15 protein-coding genes are annotated in these 22,648 nt (G+C 70.2%); 14 read left to right on the top strand and 1 reads right to left on the bottom strand.

Going from position 1 to position 22,648, the window contains the following annotated elements; translation table 11 throughout:
- Positions 1-318: 318 nt before the first annotated feature.
- The 5 genes from ABZ945_RS17650 to ABZ945_RS17630 all read left to right on the top strand — a co-directional run bounded on the left by ABZ945_RS17650 (position 319) and on the right by ABZ945_RS17630 (position 5,160).
- Positions 319-771, top strand: coding sequence for a hypothetical protein (locus ABZ945_RS17650; protein WP_361269942.1), 453 nt, complete (start codon positions 319-321; stop codon positions 769-771).
- A complete protein-coding gene (locus ABZ945_RS17645) occupies positions 768-2,825 on the top strand; it encodes a hypothetical protein (protein ID WP_361269939.1) in 2,058 nt (685 codons plus the stop codon). Before ABZ945_RS17650 ends, ABZ945_RS17645 begins: the two co-directional genes overlap by 4 nt.
- Positions 2,822-3,613 carry a hypothetical protein gene (locus ABZ945_RS17640; protein ID WP_361269936.1) on the top strand — a complete coding sequence of 264 codons (792 nt, stop codon included), beginning with the start codon at positions 2,822-2,824 and terminating at the stop codon, positions 3,611-3,613. Before ABZ945_RS17645 ends, ABZ945_RS17640 begins: the two co-directional genes overlap by 4 nt.
- Positions 3,614-4,165: 552 nt before the next feature.
- Positions 4,166-4,297, top strand: coding sequence for a hypothetical protein (locus tag ABZ945_RS17635; RefSeq protein ID WP_361269934.1), 132 nt, complete (start codon positions 4,166-4,168; stop codon positions 4,295-4,297).
- Positions 4,294-5,160 carry a hypothetical protein gene (locus ABZ945_RS17630; RefSeq protein WP_361269932.1) on the top strand — a complete coding sequence of 289 codons (867 nt, stop codon included), beginning with the start codon at positions 4,294-4,296 and terminating at the stop codon, positions 5,158-5,160. The genes ABZ945_RS17635 and ABZ945_RS17630 overlap by 4 nt, the downstream gene beginning before the upstream one ends.
- Positions 5,161-6,025: 865 nt before the next feature.
- Here ABZ945_RS17630 and ABZ945_RS17625 read toward each other — a convergent pair.
- Positions 6,026-9,880 (bottom strand): GH92 family glycosyl hydrolase, encoded by a 3,855-nt coding sequence (locus ABZ945_RS17625; RefSeq protein WP_361269930.1) that lies wholly within the window; start codon positions 9,878-9,880, stop codon positions 6,026-6,028.
- Between the two features lie 601 nt (positions 9,881-10,481).
- Between ABZ945_RS17625 and ngcE the strand changes: the two genes are divergently transcribed.
- From ngcE to dxs, 9 genes are all read left to right on the top strand, one after another.
- On the top strand, positions 10,482-11,936 hold the full coding sequence (ngcE, locus tag ABZ945_RS17620) for an N-acetylglucosamine/diacetylchitobiose ABC transporter substrate-binding protein (protein ID WP_361269928.1): 1,455 nt from the start codon (positions 10,482-10,484) through the stop codon (positions 11,934-11,936).
- A gap of 96 nt (positions 11,937-12,032) precedes the next feature.
- Positions 12,033-12,953 (top strand): sugar ABC transporter permease, encoded by a 921-nt coding sequence (locus ABZ945_RS17615; RefSeq protein WP_361269926.1) that lies wholly within the window; start codon positions 12,033-12,035, stop codon positions 12,951-12,953.
- On the top strand, positions 12,953-13,900 hold the full coding sequence (locus ABZ945_RS17610; protein ID WP_361269924.1) for a carbohydrate ABC transporter permease: 948 nt from the start codon (positions 12,953-12,955) through the stop codon (positions 13,898-13,900). The genes ABZ945_RS17615 and ABZ945_RS17610 overlap by 1 nt, the downstream gene beginning before the upstream one ends.
- Before the next feature lie 185 nt (positions 13,901-14,085).
- Positions 14,086-14,571 (top strand): SRPBCC domain-containing protein, encoded by a 486-nt coding sequence (locus ABZ945_RS17605; RefSeq protein WP_361269921.1) that lies wholly within the window; start codon positions 14,086-14,088, stop codon positions 14,569-14,571.
- A 263-nt stretch (positions 14,572-14,834) separates the two neighbouring features.
- The gene (locus ABZ945_RS17600) at positions 14,835-16,034 is read left to right on the top strand and encodes an ROK family transcriptional regulator (protein ID WP_361269919.1); all 1,200 of its coding nucleotides are present in this window, start codon (positions 14,835-14,837) and stop codon (positions 16,032-16,034) included.
- A 121-nt stretch (positions 16,035-16,155) separates the two neighbouring features.
- Entirely contained in the window at positions 16,156-17,259 is a 1,104-nt protein-coding gene (locus ABZ945_RS17595) for a substrate-binding domain-containing protein (RefSeq protein ID WP_361269916.1), read from the top strand.
- A 676-nt stretch (positions 17,260-17,935) separates the two neighbouring features.
- Positions 17,936-18,757 (top strand): ATP-binding cassette domain-containing protein, encoded by an 822-nt coding sequence (locus tag ABZ945_RS17590; protein ID WP_361269914.1) that lies wholly within the window; start codon positions 17,936-17,938, stop codon positions 18,755-18,757.
- A gap of 125 nt (positions 18,758-18,882) precedes the next feature.
- Positions 18,883-20,112, top strand: a complete 1,230-nt coding sequence (locus tag ABZ945_RS17585; protein ID WP_361270151.1) for a sugar ABC transporter permease — start codon at positions 18,883-18,885, stop codon at positions 20,110-20,112.
- Positions 20,113-20,300: 188 nt separating this feature from the next.
- Positions 20,301-22,226: a 1-deoxy-D-xylulose-5-phosphate synthase gene (dxs, locus tag ABZ945_RS17580; RefSeq protein WP_361269911.1), complete on the top strand. Its 1,926-nt coding sequence runs from the start codon at positions 20,301-20,303 to the stop codon at positions 22,224-22,226.
- Positions 22,227-22,648 lie beyond the last annotated feature (422 nt).

Here is a 22,648-nt window from a genome sequence, read left to right as displayed (position 1 = left end):
AGCCTGATCGCACGCGATCTGTTCCCGGAGCGGAGCTGCGCATCCTACGACGACGAAGAACCCCGCACCTGGTACAAGGGCGGGGTTCTTCTCTCCTTGAAGCCAAATCCCACGTACGGGGCAAACGTCTTCGCTCAGTGCGCGCTGCAGCGAGAATCCGACAGCTCCAGCGCGACAGGACAGACAAGCTATGAGCGATCCTCAAGCAGCGCCTGGTTCCGGACATGGAACGCTGTGAACGCGTCACGTTCCTTCCTGTAGTCATGAAAGCGGGGGAATGAAGGGAACAGATGGGCCTCGTTGCTGCAAGACGCAGAGATGAGGGTGATCTTGGACGTATCAGGGGAACTGGCCACGGTGGGGACGGCAGCCGCGTCGGCGTTGGCCGTGGCCATGACGGGGGATGGATGGCGTGGGTTCCGGGACTGGCTGGGGCGCTGGTTCGGGCGCGGAGGAGAACTGGCCACGGTTCGTCAGCTCGACCGGCTCGACCGGGACCGCGAGGCACTCCTGGCTGTACTGGAGGACGAGCGGGATGACCGCGCCGGGGACCTGGCGGCGGCATGGGCCGTGCGGCTGCAGGACGCAGTGGACGAGGATCCTCAGGCAGGCCGCGAGCTGCTCACGTATGTGAAGCAGTGGCGGGACGAGAATCCGCAGGCTGTACCGCAAGTCGGGGTGGTCAGCCAACGAGCGAAGGCCTCGGGAAAATCCCGGATCACGCAGGTGGGCCGGGACCAGATCACCTTCCGTCCGGAGCGGCGGTCATGAGCGCCGCAGCCGAGTCCGCTGAGGCACAGATCCACCAGGAGGCCGAAGCCTCCGAGAACGGCGTGGTCAAGCAGGTGGCGGGGGACTACGAGGAACATCACCACCGCTATGTGCGCGAGTGGCAGTACCTGAAGTCTGTGACGGTCGACGCGGACGAGGTTCGGCTGGTGGACCACGTGTATGTCCACGCGGAGGGGGCGTCCGCGTCGGGTGAGGGGCAGGTCGCACGGGGGGTCCGGCTGCTCAAACAGACGATGGGCCGGCACAGCGTCATTGTGCTCACCGGCCCCGACGGCACCGGGCGCCGGACCACGGCCCTGCGCGTGCTGCGCGACGCCGGGGTGGAGCCGAAGAATCTCCAGAGCCTCGTCCTGGACTGGGACCGCCCGCGCACGGAGCAGCTGCCGGCAACGCCCCAGCACGGCTTCGTGCTTGACCTGTCCGATTACAGCAGCCTCCCCGACGACTTCTACGACGGACTGAGCAGTTACCAGGAGGAAGTCTCCGCTGCGGGGGCTTACCTCGTGATCCTGGCCACCCCTGCCACCTGGCGGCCTCGGAATCGAGCGAACATCCCTCGGATCGAACACATGGCCCCTCCCGCCCTGGACGTCGCCCGGTCCCATCTGAAGGAGCTCAGGGCCGAGCGACTTTCCTGGCTGGAAGAAGCCAGCAATCTGGCCCAGCTGCTTACTTCTGCCACAGCACCCGACGACGCCGTCTGGCTCGCTGAGATCATCGCGGACGCGAAGGACAACGATCAGGAGGAGGTGAAGGGTGAGTTCGAGGGGTGGCAGAAGCATCTCCGCAAGTGGTTCAAGGATCACGACGAGGAGGAGCACCTCCGTGACCGTGCCCTGCTCATCTCGACCGCACTGCTCGACGGACATCCCGCAGATGTCGTCATGGCCGCCGCCGACCAGCTTTTTAAGCAGGTGAAGGGGAAAGTGCCGGCCGGTGGCGCCCTGGCGGGACCGGACCTGGAGACACGCCTCGAGATCATCGACGCCGCCCGGACCGAGGACGACGGCCTGTCGCTCAGCGCTGTGCGTCGCGGCCTGGACGAGGCGGTGCTGGCGCACGTCTGGGTTCAACGCCCGCATCTGCGCGGTGGACTCCTACGCTGGGCCTCGCAGATCACCATGCCGAAGGGCATCGCCGCGAAGTGCCGTCCGCAGGTCGCCGAGGCGCTCACACAGCTGGCCACGGGGCCGGGAGGCCAGGCGGTCCTGGGGATCGTCAAGGAGTGGATCGCCGCGGACAGCGAGCCGCAGCGCCGTCTGGCCGCGGGCGTGCTGGAGAGCACCGCGACGCATCCGGGTATCGGTGTGGCGGTCCGCAAGTACCTCTACGACGCCGCTGGTCAGGAGAGGCTGAGCGAGGCGCTCGCCCGGACGGTGGCCGAGGTGTGTGCGGGTCGGCTCGGACACGAGTACCCGCGCGTCGCCCTGACCCGCCTGCGGATCCTGGCGGGCCGCGGCGACCAGCGGGGTGCACAGGCTGTCGCCGCGGCCGTGCGCGACCTGGCTGCGGAGCCGGATCTCCGGTCCCTGGTTCTGGGCGAGATCGTCGACTGGGCTGAGAGCGACGATGCCAGGATCCGGGGGGCCGGCACGCGGGCCTTCCTGGCGCTGACCGAGCTGACGGGCGACGCACCGCGCGCCCTGGCGCTGGTGGAAGACCTGCGCGCCGACGACGAGACGAGTCTTCAGGACCACATCTTCGTACGAGGATGGCGTGCGGCCTGGCGTCATGAACCCGCTGCCGACGAAGCCAAGAAGTCACTGGCCGCATGGCTGGACACTCCTGCGGTCCCCGACGACCATGCGGTGGACATCACCGCGGAAGTACTGACCGGCAGCATTGTCGACGCCCGCACAGCCGATCTCCTGGTGGGCCAGAGTGCCACGACGCCGGAGGGACGGGCCCGCCGGGTCAAGGTGTTCAACCGGATCCTGCCCGCTGCCGCACAGGAGACTCCACCGCCCCAGAAGGCCGAAGACCCCGGTGGACAGTCCGCTGACGAAGGAGAGCCGGCCAAGTCCGAAGCATGAGTCTGTTCGCCCGGCGCCGCAGCGCCCCGGGGCCGTCACCCTCGGCATACGACACGGCGACGGCCCCGGTCACCCCCGAAGCGGGAACTCCCTTCAGCCTGCGCGACGAGCACATACCCAGCCGCGTACCCAGCCTCCACTTCGCCGTCGCCATCAACGGCACGTGGAACCTGGACGATGGCTCCCCACTCCAGCACCACGCACCGGACTCGCTTGCCCGAAACCATCTGCGTGAGCATGCGGCTCGTATCCTCAGGCGCCACACCGTCCTGGCCATCCCCGCTGCTCGGGACGCGGTGAACGCGGTCATCGCGCGCCCACTCGCCCCCGAACCCGGACTCACTGTGCACGGCATGGCCTGCCTGACGGTGTCGGACGCCGACCAGGCCCTCGCGCAGGAGCACCTCCGGCGCGCACAGCAAGGAGACCTGGGCCGAGAGGAGACTCGACGCCGCATCGACTTCCTCCGGGCCGTCCTGTCCGACCCCGATCAGCGCACCGTCTGGTGGATCGACCAGTACCCAGAGCGGCTCGCCGAACTCAAACAAGTACAGGACGCGGTCCGGGGGCTCACTCCGCCGCGCGATTCCACACGCGACACCGTGGAGGACGAAGTCGCCCGGTTCGTCGACCAGTTGCTCGCTGAGATGCGAACCCCGCAGCAGCGCGAGGTGCTCCTCCGGGCCCTCACCCAGACGTTGCGCGCGCTTGGCAGCACCGACCTCCAGAACGCCGCAACCCGCTGGATGCCCTCTGCCCATACCGAACCTGGAGCTGACACGCCATGAACCCACTCACGAGACGCTGGTTACTCGCCCCACTGCGCCAGTGGCACACCCTTCGCCTCATACGCCAGCACGGCCCCTCCCTGGACTATGCCACGGCCTGGGCCCTCGTCACCTTGTCCCGCAGCCCCGATGAATTCGGGTTCGTGCGACAGGCCGCACACGAGGCAGGTCCGCTCGGGGATGTGGGCCTGCACTACGACGACGGGAACAGCCTTACCGCCCGCGAGCGTGCTCGCAGACAGCGATGGCTCGAGCGACACGGCAGCACCCCGACACAACAACTGCATGTTGATGAAATGCAGATGGTGAACGCTGGACTACGAGTGGTCGACTGGGGCTCCACTCCGGACAGAGCCTGACCCCCTCACCCCCAGGCCACGCTCGGCGGTCAGCCCTCCCGGCATCGGCACGCATCAGTACGTGCTTCGCCAACTTGTCGATTGATGCGCTGATCGGCTCGGATGTCGGAGGACCTGGTCGCTGACCCGCTGTCAAACGGCCGTCGTGTGGTGTTTTCCTGTCTCGGACTTAGTTCACGCGGAGAATGGTTCCATGGAACGGCAAATCGACTTCTCGCGCGACCGGCGCATGCTGTGCGGGGCGTGCGGCCACCAGTGGCGCGTCGATCTGGACTGGACCGAACGGTGGGAGCAGGGGAAAAGACTTGCCCTGGCTGTGGCATGACCAGCGAGCATGAGGACGCGCCCCGGGTGGCGGTCGACCCCGATGACCCGGCGCTCGACGACGACCGGGTAGCGCGCTTCTTCTGGTACCACACGAGCACGCAGCCGGACTGGCCGACGCGCAACTTCGATCCGGCGGCCGTCCTGACTTCCGAGATCCGCATGATGATGGGCGGCAGTGAGCGGGTCGCCGAGTGGGCCGCGCGGCAGCGGGCGAAGGCTCTCCACATCGGCACGTACGAGGCCGCGGTCCACAACATGTTCAGGCGGATCCGTGACCAGGCCGACCGGGGCAAGCACTTCTACCTGTACCGAGTCCATCTGAGCCCGTCCGTCGTGGTTCGCGAGGGCTGGCTCATCGATCCCAGCGACTTCGTTGGCGACGTCGTCCTCGACGAGGTCTGCCCTCCAGGCGTCGACGTCGCCCGCTACCTCAACTACCACGAGGACCCCGGGGGGCTCTCCTTGGCGCTGGGACGGGGAGCGATCGCTGGCGTTCAGCAGGTCCCAGTTCCGCTCCAGGATGCCTGTGACGCCGACTGGGTGAGAGAGGCTGTCGCGGCCCTCGAGACCGCTTCCGACGCCCCCGGCCCGGCGGCCGGAAAGCTGGCCCGCTTCACGCGGCCGGCCTCGCCGCGAGCTGTCCTGGGCCGTGAGCTCGCGGCGGCGCTGGCTGGCCGTCTGCCGGTCAACCTCCGGGATCCGTTTGACTCGACCGCAGCGTTCGTCGAGGGCGACGATCCAACTCGGTGGGCGCGTCGGACCAGCGCCCTGCTCCACCTAATCTCCGACACGGGTCGCGTGGTGGCCGCGCTTGACCGGCAAGATCTCCGGGAAGTCGGAGACCGGCCCGCCCGCTCCTGAGGCTCAGGACGCCCAGAAGTCGCTGTCGGTCTGCCAGGTCGGTTCCGCGCCGAGACGAGCGAGCGGCGCTGCCTGCACCGAGGGGAACGACTGCAGCGCGCCAGGACGGCGAGGTCCACGAGATCAAGGGCCCCGACGGTGAGTGGATCTCCTACCAGGTCGCCGAACTGACGGGGGTGCGCGACCTGACCGACTGGCCCAAGGGGATGCGCCTGATTGTGCGCCGGGTCAAGCCCTCACGTCGGGACGCAAAGAAGCTGACCGACTTCGAGAAGCACACCGATGGCGCTACCAGATCGTCGCCACCGACATCCCCGCCCGCCAAGGGCTTTCCGCCGTGCCGGGCTCGAGACAGATAGGTCTGGTTCGTCGACGCCCTCTACCGCGATCACGTCGAGGTCGAGGACCGCGTGAAAGCGATCAAGCGGGTCGGCCTCGGCCTGCTGCCCTCCACTTCCTGGCCGCTGAACGCCGCCTGGAAGCTGACCGTAATCCTCGCCGCCGACCTGGACGCCTGGACGCGGCTCCTTCTCCTGCACAATGCCCCGGTGGCGGTGCGGTGGCCCGAAGCCGGGTCGGCGGCCACCGCGGCGGCGGCGCCGAAACCGGTCGCGAGCAGGACCGCGGCGGTCGCCGCGGCGACCAGGCGGACACGCGCCCGACCGCGCCACGGAGCCAGAGAGGTGGGCTACTTGTTCTCCATCAGGGATCAGAAACGAGTCATGGTGGGGAACGTTCGCGGAGGCCCACCCCGCGTGGGCGGGGCGGGCCGCTGTTCCCGCGGCGATCCCTTCCTGGGATCTTCACTGGCTGATCGAATATTTGAGGCCTGGAATCGCTACAACTGCGGCTCTCCGGCGAGTGGCTAGGGCCTCGGGGACTCCCTCCCCGCCGGGCCGAGCAGTTCGACCTCCGCGAGCACCGCGGGCCCGTCCGGCACCAGCCGGTAGCGCGGGTAGCTCCCCGGACGGTCCACCGTGAACACCCGGGTCTGCCGGTCCCAGGCGAAGGACTGGCCGGTCCGGACGTCCAGATCGCGCCATGTCGTCCCGTCCCGGGAGCCCTGGAGCCGCCAGCCGGCCGGGGCCTTCGTCCGGTCCGCCGAGGTCAGGGTGTACTGCACCGCCCGCGTCCCGGCCGCCGGTGCCGGCAGCTCCACCGACTCCACCGAGGCCGAGGTCGCCGAGGTGTCGTCGAACAGCTCACCCGCACCCGCCAGCACATCCCGCCGGGGCTCCGGCACCCGGTCGTCCTGGGTGATCGACACCGGCGCCGCCTGGGCGCCCGTGCCCCAGCCGGAGGGGCGCGGGCCCATCGCGAAGTCCAGGGTGCCGCCCCGGGCCAGCAGGTCGTGGGGGAGCGCGGTGGAGTTCCAGCGCTTGCCGTTGACCCTCAGCCCCTGGACGTAGATGTTCCGCTCGCTGTTCTTGGGCGCGCGGACCACCAGGGTGCGGCCGTTGTCCATCCGCACGGTCGCCTTGGTGAACAGCGGCGACCCCACCGCGTACTCCCCGCTGCCCATCACCAGCGGATAGAAGCCCAGCGCGGAGAAGAGCCACCAGGCCGACTGCTCGCCGTTGTCCTCGTCACCGTGGTAGCCCTGGCCGATCTCGCTGCCGGTGTAGAGGCGGGACAGCACCTCGCGCACCTTCTCCTGGGTCTTCCAGGGCTGCGAGGCCGCGTTGTACATATACGTGGCGTGGTGGGCGACCTGGTTGGAGTGCCCGTACTGGCCCATCCGCACATCCCGGGCCTCGGTCATCTCATGGATGACGCTGCCGTAGGAGCCGGTGAACTCCGGCGAGGCCGTCTCCGGGGTGGCGAAGTAGGTGTCCAGCTTCTTCGCCAGACCCGGGCGCCCGCCGTAGAGGTTGGCCAGGCCCCGGCTGTCCTGCGGGGCGGTGAAGGCGTAGCCCCAGCCGTTGGTCTCGGTGTAGTCGTAGCCCCAGATCCGCGGGTCGTACGAACCGCTGGGCACCCGCCACTTCCCCGTGAGGTCCTTGCCCTGGAAGAAGCCGGCCTCGGAGTCGAAGAGGTTGACGTAGCCCTGGGCGCGGTTGAGGAAGTAGGCCGCCTCGTCCTTGTAGCGGGGCTTCCTGGTCTTCTTGTGCAGGGCCTCGGCCATCTTCGCCAGGCCGAAGTCGTTGAGATAGCCCTCCAGCGACCAGGACAGCCCCTCATGGGTGGCGGTGGAGGCGTAGCCCTGGAACGGCGAGGTCGCCATGCCCTTGCGGCCCACCCCCGAGGACGGCGGCACCACGGTCGCGTTCTTCAGCGCCGCCTCGTACGCCGCCTCCGCGTCGAAGTCCACGCCCTTGACGTAGGCGTCGGCGAAGGCCACGTCGGAGGAGGTGCCGGTCATCAGGTCCGCGTAACCGGGCGAGGACCAGCGGGAGATCCAGCCGCCGTCCTTGTACTGCTGGACGAAGCCGTCCACCAGCTCGCCCGCTCCGCGCGGGGTGAGGAAGGAGTACGCCGGCCAGGTGGTGCGGTAGGTGTCCCAGAAGCCGTTGTTAACGTACACCTTCCCGTCGACGATCTTCGCGCCGGTCTCGGTCGGGGTGTTCTGGCCGGTGGGTGCCGAGAACGGGGAGGCGTACCGGTCCTTTCCGGCCACCTTCTCGAAGCCCGAGTTCGGGTAGAGGTAGAGCCGGTAGAGGTTGGAGTAGAGGGTGGTCAGCTGGTCGCGGGTGGCGCCCTCCACGGTGACCCTGCCCAGGATCCGGTCCCAGGCCGACTGCGCCCGCTCGCGGACCCGTTCGAAGCGGGAGCCCTCCGGCAGCTCGGCGGCGAGATTGGCCTTCGCCTGCTCCACACCGATCAGCGAGGTCGCCATCCGCAGGGTGACCGTGCGATCCGCGCCCGCGTCGAACCGGAAGTGGCCCTTCACCCCCTCGGCCGCCGAGTCGGTGACCGGCGCGTCGAAGACCCCGTACACGAACATCCGGCTCGCGCCGGTGGACAGGCCGCTCTTCACATCCGAGTAGCCGGTGAAGGAGGAGGTGGCCGGGTCCAGCGTCAGCCCCCCTTGGGTGGTGACGTTGTCGAAGACGACCGAGGCGTCCGCGCCGGGGTAGCGGAAGCGCATCATCGCGGCATGGTCGGTGGGGGTGACCTCCGCCCGCAGCCCGTTCTCGAACCGCACCCCGTAGTAGTGCGGCTTCGCCGTCTCGTTCTCGTGCCGGAACGGCAGCGCCCGCTTCACCCGGTCCGTCTCCGGCGTCCCCGACTGCGCCGAGGGCAGCAGCTGGAAGGTCTGCCGGTCGCCCATCCACGGGCTCGGCTCATGGCTGGCGGCGAGCGCCTGGACGGTCGGCAGGTTGTCGGCGTTGTTGCCGCGCGCGTACTCGTACAGCCAGCTGGTGGAGGCCGCGTTGGTCACCGGCGTCCAGAAGTTGAAGCCGTGCGGTACCGCCGTGGCCGGGAAGGTGTTGCCCCGCGAGAACGAGCCGCTGGAGTGGGTGCCGCGCACGGTGGACGCCCAGTCCGAGGGCCGCCCCGGCCGGTCCACCCGCGGCGCGGGCCGCAGCGCCAGATCGTCGATCCAGCCCTGGAACGTCGCGGGGCCCTTCGGCGCGTCGTACGCCACCAGGATCCGGTCCACCCGCTTGCCGGCCGCCACCGAGCCGATCGCCGAGGTCACCTGGTTCCACTGGTTGACGTACAGCCGCTTGGCCGCCCCCTGCCCCTGCGGGGAGAGCCCGCCGCCGTGGCTGTCCACCGCCCGCAGTCGGCTGAGGTAGGTCCCGTCGGTGAAGGCCAGGTCCACCGACACCTGCGTGGCCGGGTACTTCAGGTCCGTCTCCGCCATCGCCGGGAAGATCCGGTACGACAGCTCGGTGTCCCGCCGCACCGCGAGGTCCACGTCGAAGACCTTGTTGTACGAGTAGCCGCGGCCCTCGCCCTGGTGCGAACCGGCGTACCGCAGGGCGCGCAGCCCGGTGTAGCCGGCGTTCGACTTGGCGGTGGGGGAGCCGGCCGGGCCGCGGTCCACCCGGCTGCGCATCTCCGGCGGCACCGGGGCGTCGGTGTCTCCGTCGGAGAACTGCACATCGGCGAGCTGGACGATCGAGGAGGTCCCGGCGGTGGCGGTGATCTCCAGCCGGTAGTGCCGGTACGCGGCCGGGGAGGCGATCTCGTACGGCTTGGTCTCGAAGCGCTTGGCGAACACCTGCTTCTCGCGGGTGTCCAGCACGGTCCAACTGCTGCCGTCCGCCGAGCCCTTGAGCGTCCAGGTTCCAGGGTCGCGCTCGGCGTGGTCGTTGGCCGAGGTCAGCGCGTAGGTGGCGACCCGCACCGGCTCGTCCAGGTCGAACTCCACCCAGGCGGTGGAGGCGAAGGTGAGCCACTTGCTGCCGGGCTGGAGGTCGACCAGGTTCTCCTTGGTCTCCCCGGCGCCGGCGTTCTCACCGCTGGCCCGCAGGGCGGTCACCTTGTCGGTGACATTGCCCGGTATCCCGGTGGAGAAGCCGCCGTCCACGTTCGCCGCGAGCCGGCGGCCGGCGGCGTCCGTCTCCACGGTGTCCCGCCAGTCCGGCTGGCGCTCGTCGGCCTCGAAGGAGGTACGGAACTCGGTGGCCGGCCGCTCGGGCCGGGCGGGCAGGGCCAGCGCCGCCGAGGGGGCGACACCGGCGAGCAGCGAAGCGGCCGCCACCAGGGCGGCCGCACGGGCGAGGGGGCGGCGTCTGCCGCGCTTCGGGGGTCCGGGGCGTGTCCGCATCCGTGGGGGCCTCCTGCCGGGGGGCGCATGGACAACGTTGTCAGGAAAGAGCGCGGACACCAGTAGGGGCCAAGTGAAGGGCGGTGTCAAGGGTGTTGACGGCGCGGGTCGGCGCGGTGCGGCCGATTTTTGGCGTCCCGCACGCCATTTCGCGGTGGAATTGTCTCCGGCGCGCGCCGACCGTTGCGTACGGCACTGTTTCCGGCGAATCCCGGCTCAGGTCTCAACTCGGGAAAGGTTGCCGTATCCGGCTGCTTTCGATCTTGCTCCGGCGGCGAGAAGTGGACTATACCTGTCGGCGTCCGGGGAGGTCGCGACGCCGTCGCGGCAAGACCACCGCGCCCGCGCCCGGCCGCGTACCACGTATATCCGGTGCCTCCGCGGCATTCGGCACCGGTCGGCACGACAGAGCACGCGCACGAAACAGCACCAACGCACCACCCGGCACCAGCGCACGACTCAGCACGCGCACCACCCAGCACCAACGCACCTGCACGACCCAGCAAACGACCGCGGTGGCGGGGCCCTTCGCCCATGGGGTGAAACAGTACGGGCGACCGGTCCACCGCCTTCAGTCCCTGGAGAAGGCGAGGACTTGAGCATGGGAACCACCTCCGCACGACCCGGCCCCGACGGCGGTCTCGGCCGCCGCGACCTCATCAAGCGGTCCGCCGCGATCGGCCTGATCAGCGTCCCCGCGATGGGCCTGCTGACCTCCTGTGCCAGCGGCTCCGGCGGCGGCACCGAGAAGGTCGAGAAGGGCAAGGTCAGCAAGGACAACCCGCTCGGCGTCAACGAGAGCGCCCAGCTGGAGGTCGTCATCTTCGACGGCGGCTTCGGCCAGCAGTACGCCATCGACGCCGAGAAGAAGTACAACGAGAAGTTCCCGAAGGCCCCCAAGGTCAAGCATTCGGCCACCCAGAAGATCCAGTCCACGCTCCAGCCGAAGTTCAACGGCGGCACCCCGCCGGACCTCATCGACAACTCCGGCGCCGAGCAGATGGACATGGGCGTCCTGGTCGGCAAGAAGCAGCTGCTCGACCTCACCCCGCTGATGGACGCCCCCTCCGTCGACGACCCCGACAAGAAGGTGCGCGACACCCTGCGCCCCGGGGTTCTGGAGATGGGCCAGTTCGACGGCGAGCCGGTGTGGATCATGTACTACGCGTACACGGTCTACGGGGTCTGGTACTCCAAGACCGCGCTGGAGAAGCTGGACGCGGAGTACCCCGAGACCTGGGACCAGATGCTCGCGCTCTGCGAGAAGGCGAAGAAGCAGGGCATCGCCGGCTGGACGTACCCCGGCAAGTTCCCGTACTACCTGCCGTTCTCGCTCTACCCGTTCATCGCCAAGATCGGCGGCCGCGAGGTCCTGGACGCCATCGACAACCTGGAGCCCAACGCCTGGAAGCACCCGGCCGTCAAGGCCGCCTTCGAGGCGTACTACGAGCTCCAGCAGAAGGGGTACGTCCTCAAGGGCACCCCGGGCATGACCCACATCCAGTCGCAGACCGCCTGGACCAAGGGCAAGGCGCTGTTCATCCCCAACGGCTCCTGGGTGGAGAACGAGGCCGCGGCCACCACGCCCAAGGACTTCGAGATGGCGGTCGCCGCGCCGACCGGTCTGGACTCCTCCGACAAGCTGCCGTTCGGCACCATCTGGGCCTCCGGCGGCGAGCCGTTCATCGTCCCGGCCAAGGCGAAGAACCCCGAGGGCGGCATGGAGCAGCTGCGCATCATGCTCAGCGAGGCCTCCTCCAAGAACTTCACCCAGCAGGTCAAGTCGCTCACCGCGTTCAACGGCGGCACCGACGGGCTCAGCCTCTCCTCCGCCCTCCAGGCCGGGGTGGACGCGCTGGAGAAGGCCGGCGACAACGTGGTCAACCCGCGGCTCCAGGACTGGTACGTCAAACTCCAGAAGGAGCAGATCGGCGTCGCCGGCCTCGGCGAGATGATGGCCGGCCGCGCCACCCCGGCGGAGACCATCAAGAAGATCCAGGGCTACGCGGACGCCGCCGCCAAGGACCCCAACATCAAGCACTACAAGCACCAGTAGTCTCCGGGAGCCGCCGGTGACGGGTCGTCACCGGCGGCTCCCGCCACCGGCACGACCAGCGGTTCCAGCCCGCTCACAGAACGGGGTCGGCAGACCATGCAGCACGGCAAGTACCGGTTCATCGCCGGTTTCCTGGCACTCCCCCTCGGGTTGTACGTCCTCTTCGTCGTCTGGCCGTTCATCCAGTCGATCTACTACTCGTTCACCGACTGGACCGGGCTCAGTCCGGACTTCCGGATGATCGGAGTGGACAACTACACCCGGATGCTGGACGATCCGGTGTTCTGGAAGTCGCTCCAGCACAGTCTGCTGCTGGTCCTGGTGCTGCCGCTGGTGACCCTCGGCCTGGCGCTCTTCTTCGCCTTCATGATCAACGTCGGCGGCCGGCGGCGGAACGCGGTGGTCGCCGGCGTCCGGGGCTCGGCCTTCTACAAGATCGCCTACTTCTTCCCGCAGGTGCTCTCCATCGCGATCGTCGCCCTGCTCTTCCAGTTCGCCTTCAACCCGGACGACGGGTTGATCAACGCGACCCTGGAGGCGGTCGGCCTGGACTCGGTCCAGCCGGACTGGCTGGGCGACCCCGGGCTCGCGCTGCCCGTGGTCATGATGGTGCTGATCTGGTCCACGGTCGGCTTCTTCGTGGTGCTGTTCTCCGCCGGGATGGCCTCCATCCCCAAGGAGATCTACGAGGCCGCGCTGCTGGACGGCGCCGGGCGCGCCACCACCTTCTTCCGGGTGACCCTGCCGCTGCTGTGGGACACCGTGCAGTCCGGCTGGGTCTACATGGGCATCCTGGCGCTGGGGGCCGAGTCCTTCGCCGTCGTGCAGATCATGACCGTGGGCCCCGGCGGGCCCGACTACTCGACCACCGTCCTCCCGCTGTACGTCTACCAGGCGGCCTTCCGGGACGGGCAGGCGGCGTACGCGACGACCATCGGCGTCGCCCTCCTCGTGGTCACCCTGGCGTTCGCCGCCATCGTGATGCGGCTGGGCCGGCGCGAGCGGCTGGAGTTCTGATGAAGACCACCGAGACCCCTCCTCCCGCCCCGCTCGACGGCGCCCGGGGCCTGGCCAAGATCGACTCCGGCGCCCCCGGCCGCCCCGCAGGACGCGGCCGGGAGGGAGACAAGGGCGGCGGCGAGGGCACCGTCCTCAACGTCTTCTCGCACGGCGTCCTGGTCATCTGGGCGATCATGGTCGTGCTGCCGCTGCTCTGGGCGGTGATGACCTCGTTCAAGACCGACGACGCCATCCTCTCCTCGCCCTGGTCGCTCCCGGACTCGCTGAACTTCGAGGCCTGGGGCCGGGCCTGGAGCCAGGCCCATATGAGCGAGTACTTCCTGAACACCATCATCGTGGTGGGCGGCTCGCTGATCGGCACCCTGGTGCTCGGCTCGATGGCGGCGTACGTACTGGCCCGGTTCGAGTTCCCGGGCAACCGCTTCATCTACTACCTGTTCCTCGGCGGCAACAGCTTCCCGATCATGCTGGCGCTGGTCCCGCTGTTCTATGTGATGAACAACCTGGCCCTGCTCAACACCCTGCACGGGCTGATCCTGGTCTACATCGCGTACTCCCTCCCCTTCACCGTCTTCTTCCTCACCGCCTTCTTCCGCACCCTGCCCAGCTCGGTGGCGGAGGCCGCGCTGATCGACGGCGCCTCGCACGCCCGGACCTTCTTCCAGGTCATGCTGCCGATGGCCCGCCCCGGACTGATCAGCGTCGGCATCTTCAACTTCCTCGGCCAGTGGAACCAGTACATGCTGCCCACGGTGCTCAACACCGAGCAGGACGTGAAGGTGCTCTCCCAGGGCCTGGTGGAGCTGGCCACCAGCCAGGGCTACAAGGGCGACTGGTCCGGCCTCTTCGCCGGCCTGGTGATGGCGATGCTGCCGGTGCTCGGCGCGTACATCGTCTTCCAGCGCCAGGTGGTCTCCGGCCTGACGGCGGGCGCGCTGAAGTAGGGGAGTGCTGGGGCGGTACGGGTACGGGGACGGGGCCGGGCCTCCCGCGGGCGCGGCCCCGCGGCCGCCCGGCCCCTGTCGCCGCGTACCGGACCACGTCCTCGCCGCGTACCGGGCCCCGTCCTCGCCGGGTGCGGGGCGTCACCGCGTATCCCTCCCACCGCTCCCGGGCTTACCGTGGCGGTATGTACACCACGCGCGTCTCCCGGCGGGTGCGCGCCCCGCGCCGGGCGGTCTACCGGGCGCTGCTGGACCCCGGCGCGGTGGCCCGCTGGCGGGTGCCGGACGGCATGACCTGCGAGGTTCACCTCTTCGACGCGCGGGCGGGTGGGCGGTTCCGGGTCTCGCTGCGGTACGGCGATCCCGCCGCCACCGGCAAGTCCGCCGAGCACACCGACACGTACAGCGGCGTCTTCACCGAGCTGGTGCCCGACGAGCGGGTGGTCGAGGAGCTGGCGTTCGAGACCGCCGACCCCGCCCTGGCCGGCACCATGCGGCTGACCACCACGCTCACCGAGACCGGCGACGGCTCCACCGAGATCGCGATGGTCCACGAGGGGGTGCCCGACGAGGTGCGGCCCGAGGACAACGAGACCGGGACCCGGATGGCGCTGGACGCCCTGGCCCGGCTGGTGGAGGAACCGCCCCAGACGGCCGGCGGAACCTCCTGACCCGCCGGGACCGGGCGTCTGACCCGCCGGGACCGGCCGTCGAACCCACCGGACCGGCCGCCAGACCCACCGGACCGGCCGCCAGACCCACCGGATCGGCCGACGGACGCGCCTGACTCACCCCGTACGCCCCTCTCCTTCCCCTTTCTCCCCTCCCGGGGCTCATCGGCGCTTCGTGACCTTCAAGGGCTTGACGGGGGCCAACGCAAAACGGTGAGCTTAGAGTTCACATGTTGGAGAGAACGGCAGGAGTGAGCGAGTCGATGGAGACTCCGGGGTCGCAGACGTCTCTGCATCGGGCCAATCTGGAGCGGGTCGTGCGCGCCGTGCGCATGGCCGGTTCCCTCACCCAGGCGGAGATCGCCCGGACCACCGGCCTGTCGGCGGCCACGGTATCCAACATCGTCCGGGAGCTGAAGGACGGGGGGACCGTCGAGGTCACCCCCACCTCGGCGGGCGGCCGCCGGGCCCGCAGCGTCTCCCTCAGCGGGGACGCCGGGGTGGTCATTGGCGTCGACTTCGGCCACACCCATCTGCGGGTCGCCGTGGGCAACCTCGCCCACCAGGTGCTCGCCGAGGAGGCCGAGCCACTGGATGTGGACGCCTCGTCCGAGGAGGGGTTCGACCGGGCGGAAGTCCTGGTCAAACGGCTGATCGAGACCACCGGCATCAGCCCGGGCAAGGTCGTCGGGGTGGGCCTCGGGGTGCCCGGCCCGATCGACGTCTCCTCCGGGACGCTGGGCTCCACCTCCATCCTGCCGGGCTGGACCGGGATCAACCCCAGCCAGGAGCTCGGCCGCCGGCTCGGGGTCCCGGTGTACGTGGACAACGACGCCAACCTCGGCGCCCTCGGCGAGCTGGTCTGGGGCGGCGGGCGCGGGGTGCGGGACCTCGCGTACATCAAGGTCGCCAGCGGCGTCGGCGCCGGACTGGTCATCGACGGCCAGATCTACCGGGGCCCGGGCGGCACCGCCGGCGAGATCGGGCACATCACCCTGGACGAGTCCGGGCCGGTCTGCCGCTGCGGCAACCGGGGCTGCCTGGAGACCTTCACCGCCGCCCGGTACGTGCTGCCGCTGCTCCATTCCAGCCACGGCACCGACCTGACCATGGAACGGGTGGTGCAGCTGGCCCGGGAGGGCGACCCCGGCTGCCGGCGGGTCATCGGCGACGTGGGGCGGCACATCGGCTCCGGCGTGGCCAACCTCTGCAACCTGCTCAACCCCAGCCGGGTGGTGCTCGGCGGGGACCTCGCCGAGGCCGGTGAACTGGTCCTGGGGCCCATCCGGGAGTCCGTCTCGCGGTACGCCATCCCCAGCGCCGCCCGGCAGCTCTCGCTCGCCCCCGGGGCGCTCGGCGGCCGCGCCGAGGTGCTGGGCGCACTGGCCCTCGTACTGAGCGAGATGGGCGATTCGACCCTTCTGGGTGCCACTCCGCCCGCCAAGGCCCCCGCGTTCACTTAGATAACGGATGGCACCGTTGTCATCTCGTTGTCAATTTACTCCTTGACGTCGTGCTGACGGCCGAGTTGACTTCCAGCCACCTCGGCCGCAACGTCGCGGCCTCGTCAGGGAGGCAACCCCAATGAACGCATTGACGCGACGCGTCGTCATAGGCACGGCCGCGGTCTCCATGGCCGTGTCCCTGGCCGCCTGCGGCAAGGCCGGTGACGGTGACGGCGGCAGCGGTGACGGCGGCGGCGACGGCAAGACCATCGGCCTGCTGCTGCCCGAGAACAAGACCACCCGCTACGAGACCTTCGACCGCCCGATCATCGAGGCGAAGATCAAGGCGCTGTGCGGGGACTGCGACGTCAAGTACAACAACGCCGCGCAGGACACCGAGACCCAGAAGAAGCAGTTCGACTCGCTGGTCACCCAGGGCGTCAAGGTGATCATCCTGGACTCGGTCGACTACAAGGCCACCAAGTCCTGGGTGACGCAGGCCGAGAAGCAGGGCGTGAAGGTCGTCGCCTACGACCGCCTGGCCGAGGGCCCGATCTCCGCCTACGTCTCCTACGACAACGAGAAGATCGGCCGCCTGCAGGGCGAGGGCCTGGTCAAGGCTCTGGGCGCCAAGGCCAAGGACGCCAATGTCGTCATGATCAACGGCTCGCCGACCGACCCCAACGCCCCGCTGTTCAAGGCCGGCGCGCACAGCGTCCTGGACAAGCAGGTCAAGAAGGTCGTCTACGAGCAGGACATCCCGGACTGGTCGCCGGACGAGGCCAACAAGAAGATGGGCGCCGCCCTCGACTCGCTCGGCAAGAGCGGCTTCCAGGGCGTCTACTCCGCCAACGACGGCATGGCCGGCGGCATCATCACCGCCCTGAAGAAGCAGGGCGTCAAGGTCCCGGTCGGCGGCCAGGACGCCGAGCTGGCGGGCCTGCAGCGGATCCTGACGGGCGAGCAGGCCTTCACGATCTACAAGCAGATCAAGCCGGAGGCCGAGACCACCGCCGAGATCGCGGTCAAGCTGCTCAAGGGCGAGAAGATCGACGATCTGGTCCCGACCAAGGTCACCAGCCTGACCGGTGAGTTCAAGGACATCCCGGCCAAGCTCTACGACGCGCAGGTCGTGACCAAGGAGAACATCGCCTCCACGATCATCGCCGACAAGGTCTACCAGGCGGCCGACGTCTGCACCGCCGAGTACAAGGCGGCCTGCGACGCCGCCGGCATCAAGTAGCACCGCCCCTCCCGTACCGGTCCGGCGCCCGCCCCTCACACGCCCCGCAGCGCGGGCGGGCGCCGGGCTCACGAAGCGCCACCGGACCGACCGGACCCGGACCGGACCACCCGGTCCGCCCGGGCCCCGAGCCGCACACCGCCGCACGCCCCCAAGCCTTCGGCGGTACGCGGCACCGGACCGCCCCGCACCGCCCCGCGCGGCCCGCGGGGCCGGGCCACGCGGGACCACCCGTCGCCCCGGCGGCGGCCACCGGCCCCCACGGCCCGAGGCCCCGTCCCGTACCGGATCCGTCCCGTACCGGATCCGTCCCGTATACCGGATCGACCCCGTACCGCTTCGACCTCGTACGGGATCGGCCCCGCACCCCGGCCCACGCCGGGCCCCAGCCGAGCGACCCGGGAGCCACCCGGCCCGACCAGGCCCCCCGGGCCCGACCGGGACCGATCGGCACCGGGACCACCGGGACCGACCGCCACCGACCACTCTCGTCCCGGCCCCCGGGGCCGACCCGCACCGGGCCCGACCGGGACCCACCGACCCACCGGCCCGGCACGGGCCACCCGCACCGCCCCCGTACCAGTCCCGCCGCACCCCGCATCGCCCCCGCGGCGAGCGGCCCGCGGCCCCTCATGCTCGACGCACCACCATCCCCGCCGGTCAGGCGGCGAAGGAGATGATTCACGTGTCCGCTACGCCCGTGCTGGCGTTGCGCGGGGTCTCCAAGCGGTTCGGCGCCGTCCAGGCGCTCACCGACGTAGACCTGGAGATCCACGCCGGCGAGGTGGTCGCCCTCGTCGGCGACAACGGCGCCGGCAAGTCGACGCTCGTCAAGACCATCGCCGGGGTCCACCCCATCGACGACGGCGCCATCGAGTGGGAGGGCCGGGCGGTCCGTATCAACCGCCCCAACGACGCCCAGGCCCTCGGCATCGCGACCGTCTACCAGGACCTCGCCCTGTGCGACAACCTCGACGTGGTCGCCAACCTCTTCCTCGGCAGCGAGATCACCTCCGGCTCGGTGCTGAACGAGATCGCCATGGAGAAGCGCGCCAAGGAGCTGCTGGACACCCTGTCCATCCGCATCCCCAGCGTCCGCATCCCGGTCGCCTCGCTCTCCGGCGGCCAGCGCCAGGTCGTCGCCATCGCCCGCGCGCTGATCGGCGACCCCAAGATCGTCATCCTGGACGAGCCGACCGCCGCCCTCGGCGTCGAGCAGACCGCCCAGGTCCTCGACCTGGTGGAGCGGCTGCGCGAGCGCGGCCACGGCGTCATCCTGATCAGCCACAACATGGCCGACGTCCGCGCCGTCGCCGACAAGGTCGCGGTCCTCCGGCTCGGCCGCAACAACGGTGTCTTCCCGGTGAAGGACACCTCCCACGAAGAGATCATCGCCGCCATCACCGGCGCCACGGACAACGCCGTGACCCGCCGCCAGGCCCGCACCGCCACCCCGGCCGGCGCGACCGCGACCGTCACGAAGGAGGACGCGAAGTGAGCGACCTCACCAAGACCCCCGACCCCGGCACCCCCGGCACCCCGGAGGACGCCAAGCCCGCAGCCGGCACCGGCACCGTCCCCGCCGCCGACCCCAAGGCCCCCGCCGACCCCACCGCCGCGCCCATCCCGGCCGTCGACCCCCGCCTCCTCGTCCGCGAGGAGGGGCTCAAGGGCTACTGGACCGAGTTCACCCGCAAGGTCCGCGGCGGTGAGCTCGGCTCGCTGCCCGTCTTCATCGGCCTGATCGTCATCGCGATCGTCTTCCAGCTGCAGAACGACAAGTTCCTCTCCGCCAGCTCGGTCGCCAACATCGCCGTCTACAGCGCCGGCCTCGGCATCATGGCCGTCGGCATCGTCTTCGTGCTGATCCTCGGCGAGATCGACCTCTCGGTCGGCTCGGTCGCCGGTGTCGGCGCGGCCGTCTGGGCCGTGCTCAATGTGAGCAACGGCATGAACGACTGGCTCGCCGTCGCCATCGCCCTGCTCTCCGGTCTGGCGCTCGGTCTGCTGCACGGCGTGTTCTTCGCCAAGATCGGCGTCCCCGCCTTCGTGGTCACCCTGGCCGGCTTCCTCGGCTGGAGCGGTCTGCAGATCTGGATGCTCGGCTCCGAGGGCTCCATCAACACCCCCAGCGGCGGCATCGTCGAGAACCTGACCGGCTACTACTTCGAGGACAAGGCCGCCGCGTACGGGCTCGCCCTGGTCGCCGTCCTCGGCTACGCCGCCTCGCTGCTGCTGGACGCCAAGCGCCGCAAGGCCGCGAGCCTGCCGTCCCGCCCGACCAGCGAGATCGTGCTGCGCACCGCCGTGGTCGCCGTCTTCTGCTTCGTCGTCGCCTATGTGCTCAACGAGCCCGAGGGCGCCCGCGGCCTGCCGCTCGCCCTGGTGCTCTTCCTCGCCGTCCTGGTGGTCGCCGACTTCGTCGCCCGCCGCACCACCTTCGGCCGCCAGGTGTTCGCGGTCGGCGGCAGCGCCGAGGCCGCCCGCCGCGCCGGTATCAACGTCGACCGGGTCCGGATCATTGTCTTCGGCCTGTCCGGCATGCTCGCCGCCTTCGGCGGCCTCTTCGTGGCCAGCCTCTCCGGCGGCGCCACCAAGAACCTCGGCTCCGGCAACACGCTGATGCTGGTCATCGCCGCCGCGGTGATCGGCGGCACCAGCCTCTTCGGCGGCCGCGGCAAGGTCTGGTCGGCCCTGCTCGGTATGATCGTCATCCAGTCGATCCAGCAGGGGCTCAACCTGCTCGGCATGGCGAGTGAGATTCAGTACATGATCACCGGCGCGGTCCTGCTGGCCGCCGTGGTGATCGACTCGGTCTCCCGCCGCACCCAGAAAACCGCAGGTCGCGCGTAGTACTACCGGTAGTACGCCCGGTAGTACGCCCGCTTTGTGCCCGGCACCGGTGAACCGGTGCCGGGCATCTTCGCGTCTAGGCCATTGGTGTGACGCACACCCCGCCGCCCCATGACCGGTCCCGGGAGCGGAACATTAGACTCGACAAAATCGGCAGCTCGACCAGCTCAACACGCAAGGAGGCACGGGTGGCTCTGCTGACCCGTATCACGGGCCCGCGCGATCTCGACCGGCTCTCCCCGGAGCAGCTGGACCAGTTGGCCGCGGAGATCCGGACCTTCCTGGTGGACGCCGTCTCCAAGACCGGCGGCCATCTCGGTCCCAACCTGGGAGTGGTCGAGCTGACCATCGCCCTGCACCGGGTCTTCGAGTCGCCCAAGGACAGGATCCTCTGGGACACCGGCCACCAGTCCTACGTCCACAAGCTGCTCACCGGACGCCAGGACTTCTCCAAGCTGAAGATGAAGGGCGGCCTCTCCGGCTACCCCGCGCGCGCCGAGTCCGAGCACGACGTCATCGAGAACAGCCACGCCTCCACGGTGCTCGGCTGGGCGGACGGCCTGGCCAAGGCCAACGGGATCCTGCGCCGCGACGACCATGTGGTCGCCGTCATCGGTGACGGGGCGCTCACCGGCGGCATGGCCTGGGAGGCGCTCAACAACATCGCCGAGGCCAAGGACCGGCCCCTGGTCATCGTGGTCAACGACAACGAGCGCTCCTACGCGCCCACCATCGGCGGCCTCGCCAACCACCTGGCGACCCTGCGCACCACCGACGGCTACGAGCGCTTCCTGGCCCGCACCAAGGAGATCCTGGACCGCACGCCCGTCGTCGGCCGCCCGCTGTACGAGACGCTGCACGGCGCCAAGAAGGGGCTGAAGGACTTCATCGCCCCGCAGGGCATGTTCGAGGACCTGGGCCTGAAGTACGTCGGCCCGATCGACGGCCACGACATCGAGGCCCTGGAGTCCGCCCTGGTCCGCGCCAAGCGGTTCGGCGGCCCGGTCATCGTGCACTGCCTCACCGAGAAGGGCCGCGGCTACCAGCCCGCGCTCCAGGACGAGGCCGACCGCTTCCACGCGGTGGGCAAGATCCACCCCGACACCGGGCTGCCGATCTCCTCCTCCGGCGCCGACTGGACCGGCGTCTTCGCCGACGAGATGGTCGAACTCGGCCGCGAGCGCGAGGACATCGTCGCCATCACCGCGGCGATGCTCCAGCCGGTCGGCCTGGACAAGTTCGCCAAGCACTTCCCCGAGCGGGTGTTCGACGTCGGCATCGCCGAGCAGCACGGCGCGGTCTCCGCCGCCGGCCTCGCCACGGCCGGGCTGCACCCGGTGTTCGCCGTCTACGCCACCTTCCTCAACCGCGCCTTCGACCAGGTGCTGATGGACGTGGCCCTGCACAAGTGCGGCGTCACCTTCGTGCTGGACCGGGCCGGGGTCACCGGCACCGACGGCGCCTCCCACAACGGCATGTGGGACCTGTCCATCCTCCAGGTCGTCCCCGGCATCCGGATCGCCGCCCCGCGCGACGCCGACCAGGTCCGCGCCCAGCTGCGCGAGGCCGTCGCCGTCGAGGACGCCCCCACCGTGGTCCGCTACAGCAAGGGCGCGGTCGGCCCCGCCGTGGAGGCGGTCCGCCGCGTCGGCGGCATGGACGTGCTGCGCGAGGCGGGCTCCGACAAGCCCGATGTCCTCCTGGTCTCCGTCGGGGCCCTGGCGCCCATGTGCCTGGAGATCGCCGAGCTGCTCCAGGCCCAAGGCATCACCACCACCGTGGTCGACCCCCGCTGGGTCACCCCGGTCGACCCGGCCCTCGCCCCGCTCGCCGCCGAGCACCGGGTGGTCGTCACCGTCGAGGACAACGGCCGCGTCGGCGGCGTCGGCTCCACCGTCGCCCAGTCCCTGCGGGACGCCGGGGTGGACCTCCCGCTGCGGGACTTCGGCATCCCGCAGCGCTTCCTCGACCACGCCTCGCGCGGCGAGGTCATGGCCGAGATCGGGCTCACCGCCCCGGACATCGCCCGCCAGGTCACCGGCCTGGTCTCCACCCTCGACGGCCTCCCCACCGAGAACGCCGAGCACGCGGAAGTGGCCTCCGGCCGCGACTGACCCGCCCCGGGCCCACCCGGGACCATGCCCTGCGGCACGTCCGCGGCTCACCCCCGGGTCGGCCCGCCCGGCGCCGCCCCCGCAGCCCACCGAGGGCCCGTCAGCCCCTCGATGCGGCGGCACCCTCCGGCACCGAGCGGTGGTACGAGGCGAGGCGCGCCCCGCCGTACGTGGCCGGGGCGCCGGGCCCGGCATCAGGCCCGTACGCCCCGGGTGGCGCCTCTCCGCCCCACGCGCCGTACGTTCCCGAGGCGGGACCCTGCCTCACGGCCGTACGCCCTGCCCGGGTCCTCCCGCTCGCCGGGCCGTACGGCCCCTGGGCGTCGGCCCGCAGGGAGGCCGTAGACCCCGAATCCGCCCTCCCCGCCGTCCGCCGCTCCCGCTCACCGTGCGCCGTCCGGCCGCCGCCCGCCGCGGCCGCG

Origin of the sequence: Streptomyces sp. NPDC046887, from assembly GCF_040644755.1 — a bacterium.
In the GTDB taxonomy this organism is placed as follows: Bacteria; Actinomycetota; Actinomycetes; order Streptomycetales; family Streptomycetaceae; genus Streptomyces; species Streptomyces lichenis.
The sequence above is the reverse complement of the archived record's forward strand: the minus strand, read 5'-3'. Positions and strand labels throughout refer to the sequence as shown.

Coding starts and splice junctions, on each gene's coding strand:
- ABZ945_RS17650 (WP_361269942.1), top strand. CDS start 319: ATGAGGGTGATCTTGGACGTATCAGGGGAACTGGCCACGGTGGGGACG.
- ABZ945_RS17645 (WP_361269939.1), top strand. CDS start 768: ATGAGCGCCGCAGCCGAGTCCGCTGAGGCACAGATCCACCAGGAGGCC.
- ABZ945_RS17640 (WP_361269936.1), top strand. CDS start 2,822: ATGAGTCTGTTCGCCCGGCGCCGCAGCGCCCCGGGGCCGTCACCCTCG.
- ABZ945_RS17635 (WP_361269934.1), top strand. CDS start 4,166: ATGGAACGGCAAATCGACTTCTCGCGCGACCGGCGCATGCTGTGCGGG.
- ABZ945_RS17630 (WP_361269932.1), top strand. CDS start 4,294: ATGACCAGCGAGCATGAGGACGCGCCCCGGGTGGCGGTCGACCCCGAT.
- ABZ945_RS17625 (WP_361269930.1), bottom strand. CDS start 9,880: ATGCGGACACGCCCCGGACCCCCGAAGCGCGGCAGACGCCGCCCCCTC.
- ngcE (WP_361269928.1), top strand. CDS start 10,482: ATGGGAACCACCTCCGCACGACCCGGCCCCGACGGCGGTCTCGGCCGC.
- ABZ945_RS17615 (WP_361269926.1), top strand. CDS start 12,033: ATGCAGCACGGCAAGTACCGGTTCATCGCCGGTTTCCTGGCACTCCCC.
- ABZ945_RS17610 (WP_361269924.1), top strand. CDS start 12,953: ATGAAGACCACCGAGACCCCTCCTCCCGCCCCGCTCGACGGCGCCCGG.
- ABZ945_RS17605 (WP_361269921.1), top strand. CDS start 14,086: ATGTACACCACGCGCGTCTCCCGGCGGGTGCGCGCCCCGCGCCGGGCG.
- ABZ945_RS17600 (WP_361269919.1), top strand. CDS start 14,835: ATGGAGACTCCGGGGTCGCAGACGTCTCTGCATCGGGCCAATCTGGAG.
- ABZ945_RS17595 (WP_361269916.1), top strand. CDS start 16,156: ATGAACGCATTGACGCGACGCGTCGTCATAGGCACGGCCGCGGTCTCC.
- ABZ945_RS17590 (WP_361269914.1), top strand. CDS start 17,936: ATGATTCACGTGTCCGCTACGCCCGTGCTGGCGTTGCGCGGGGTCTCC.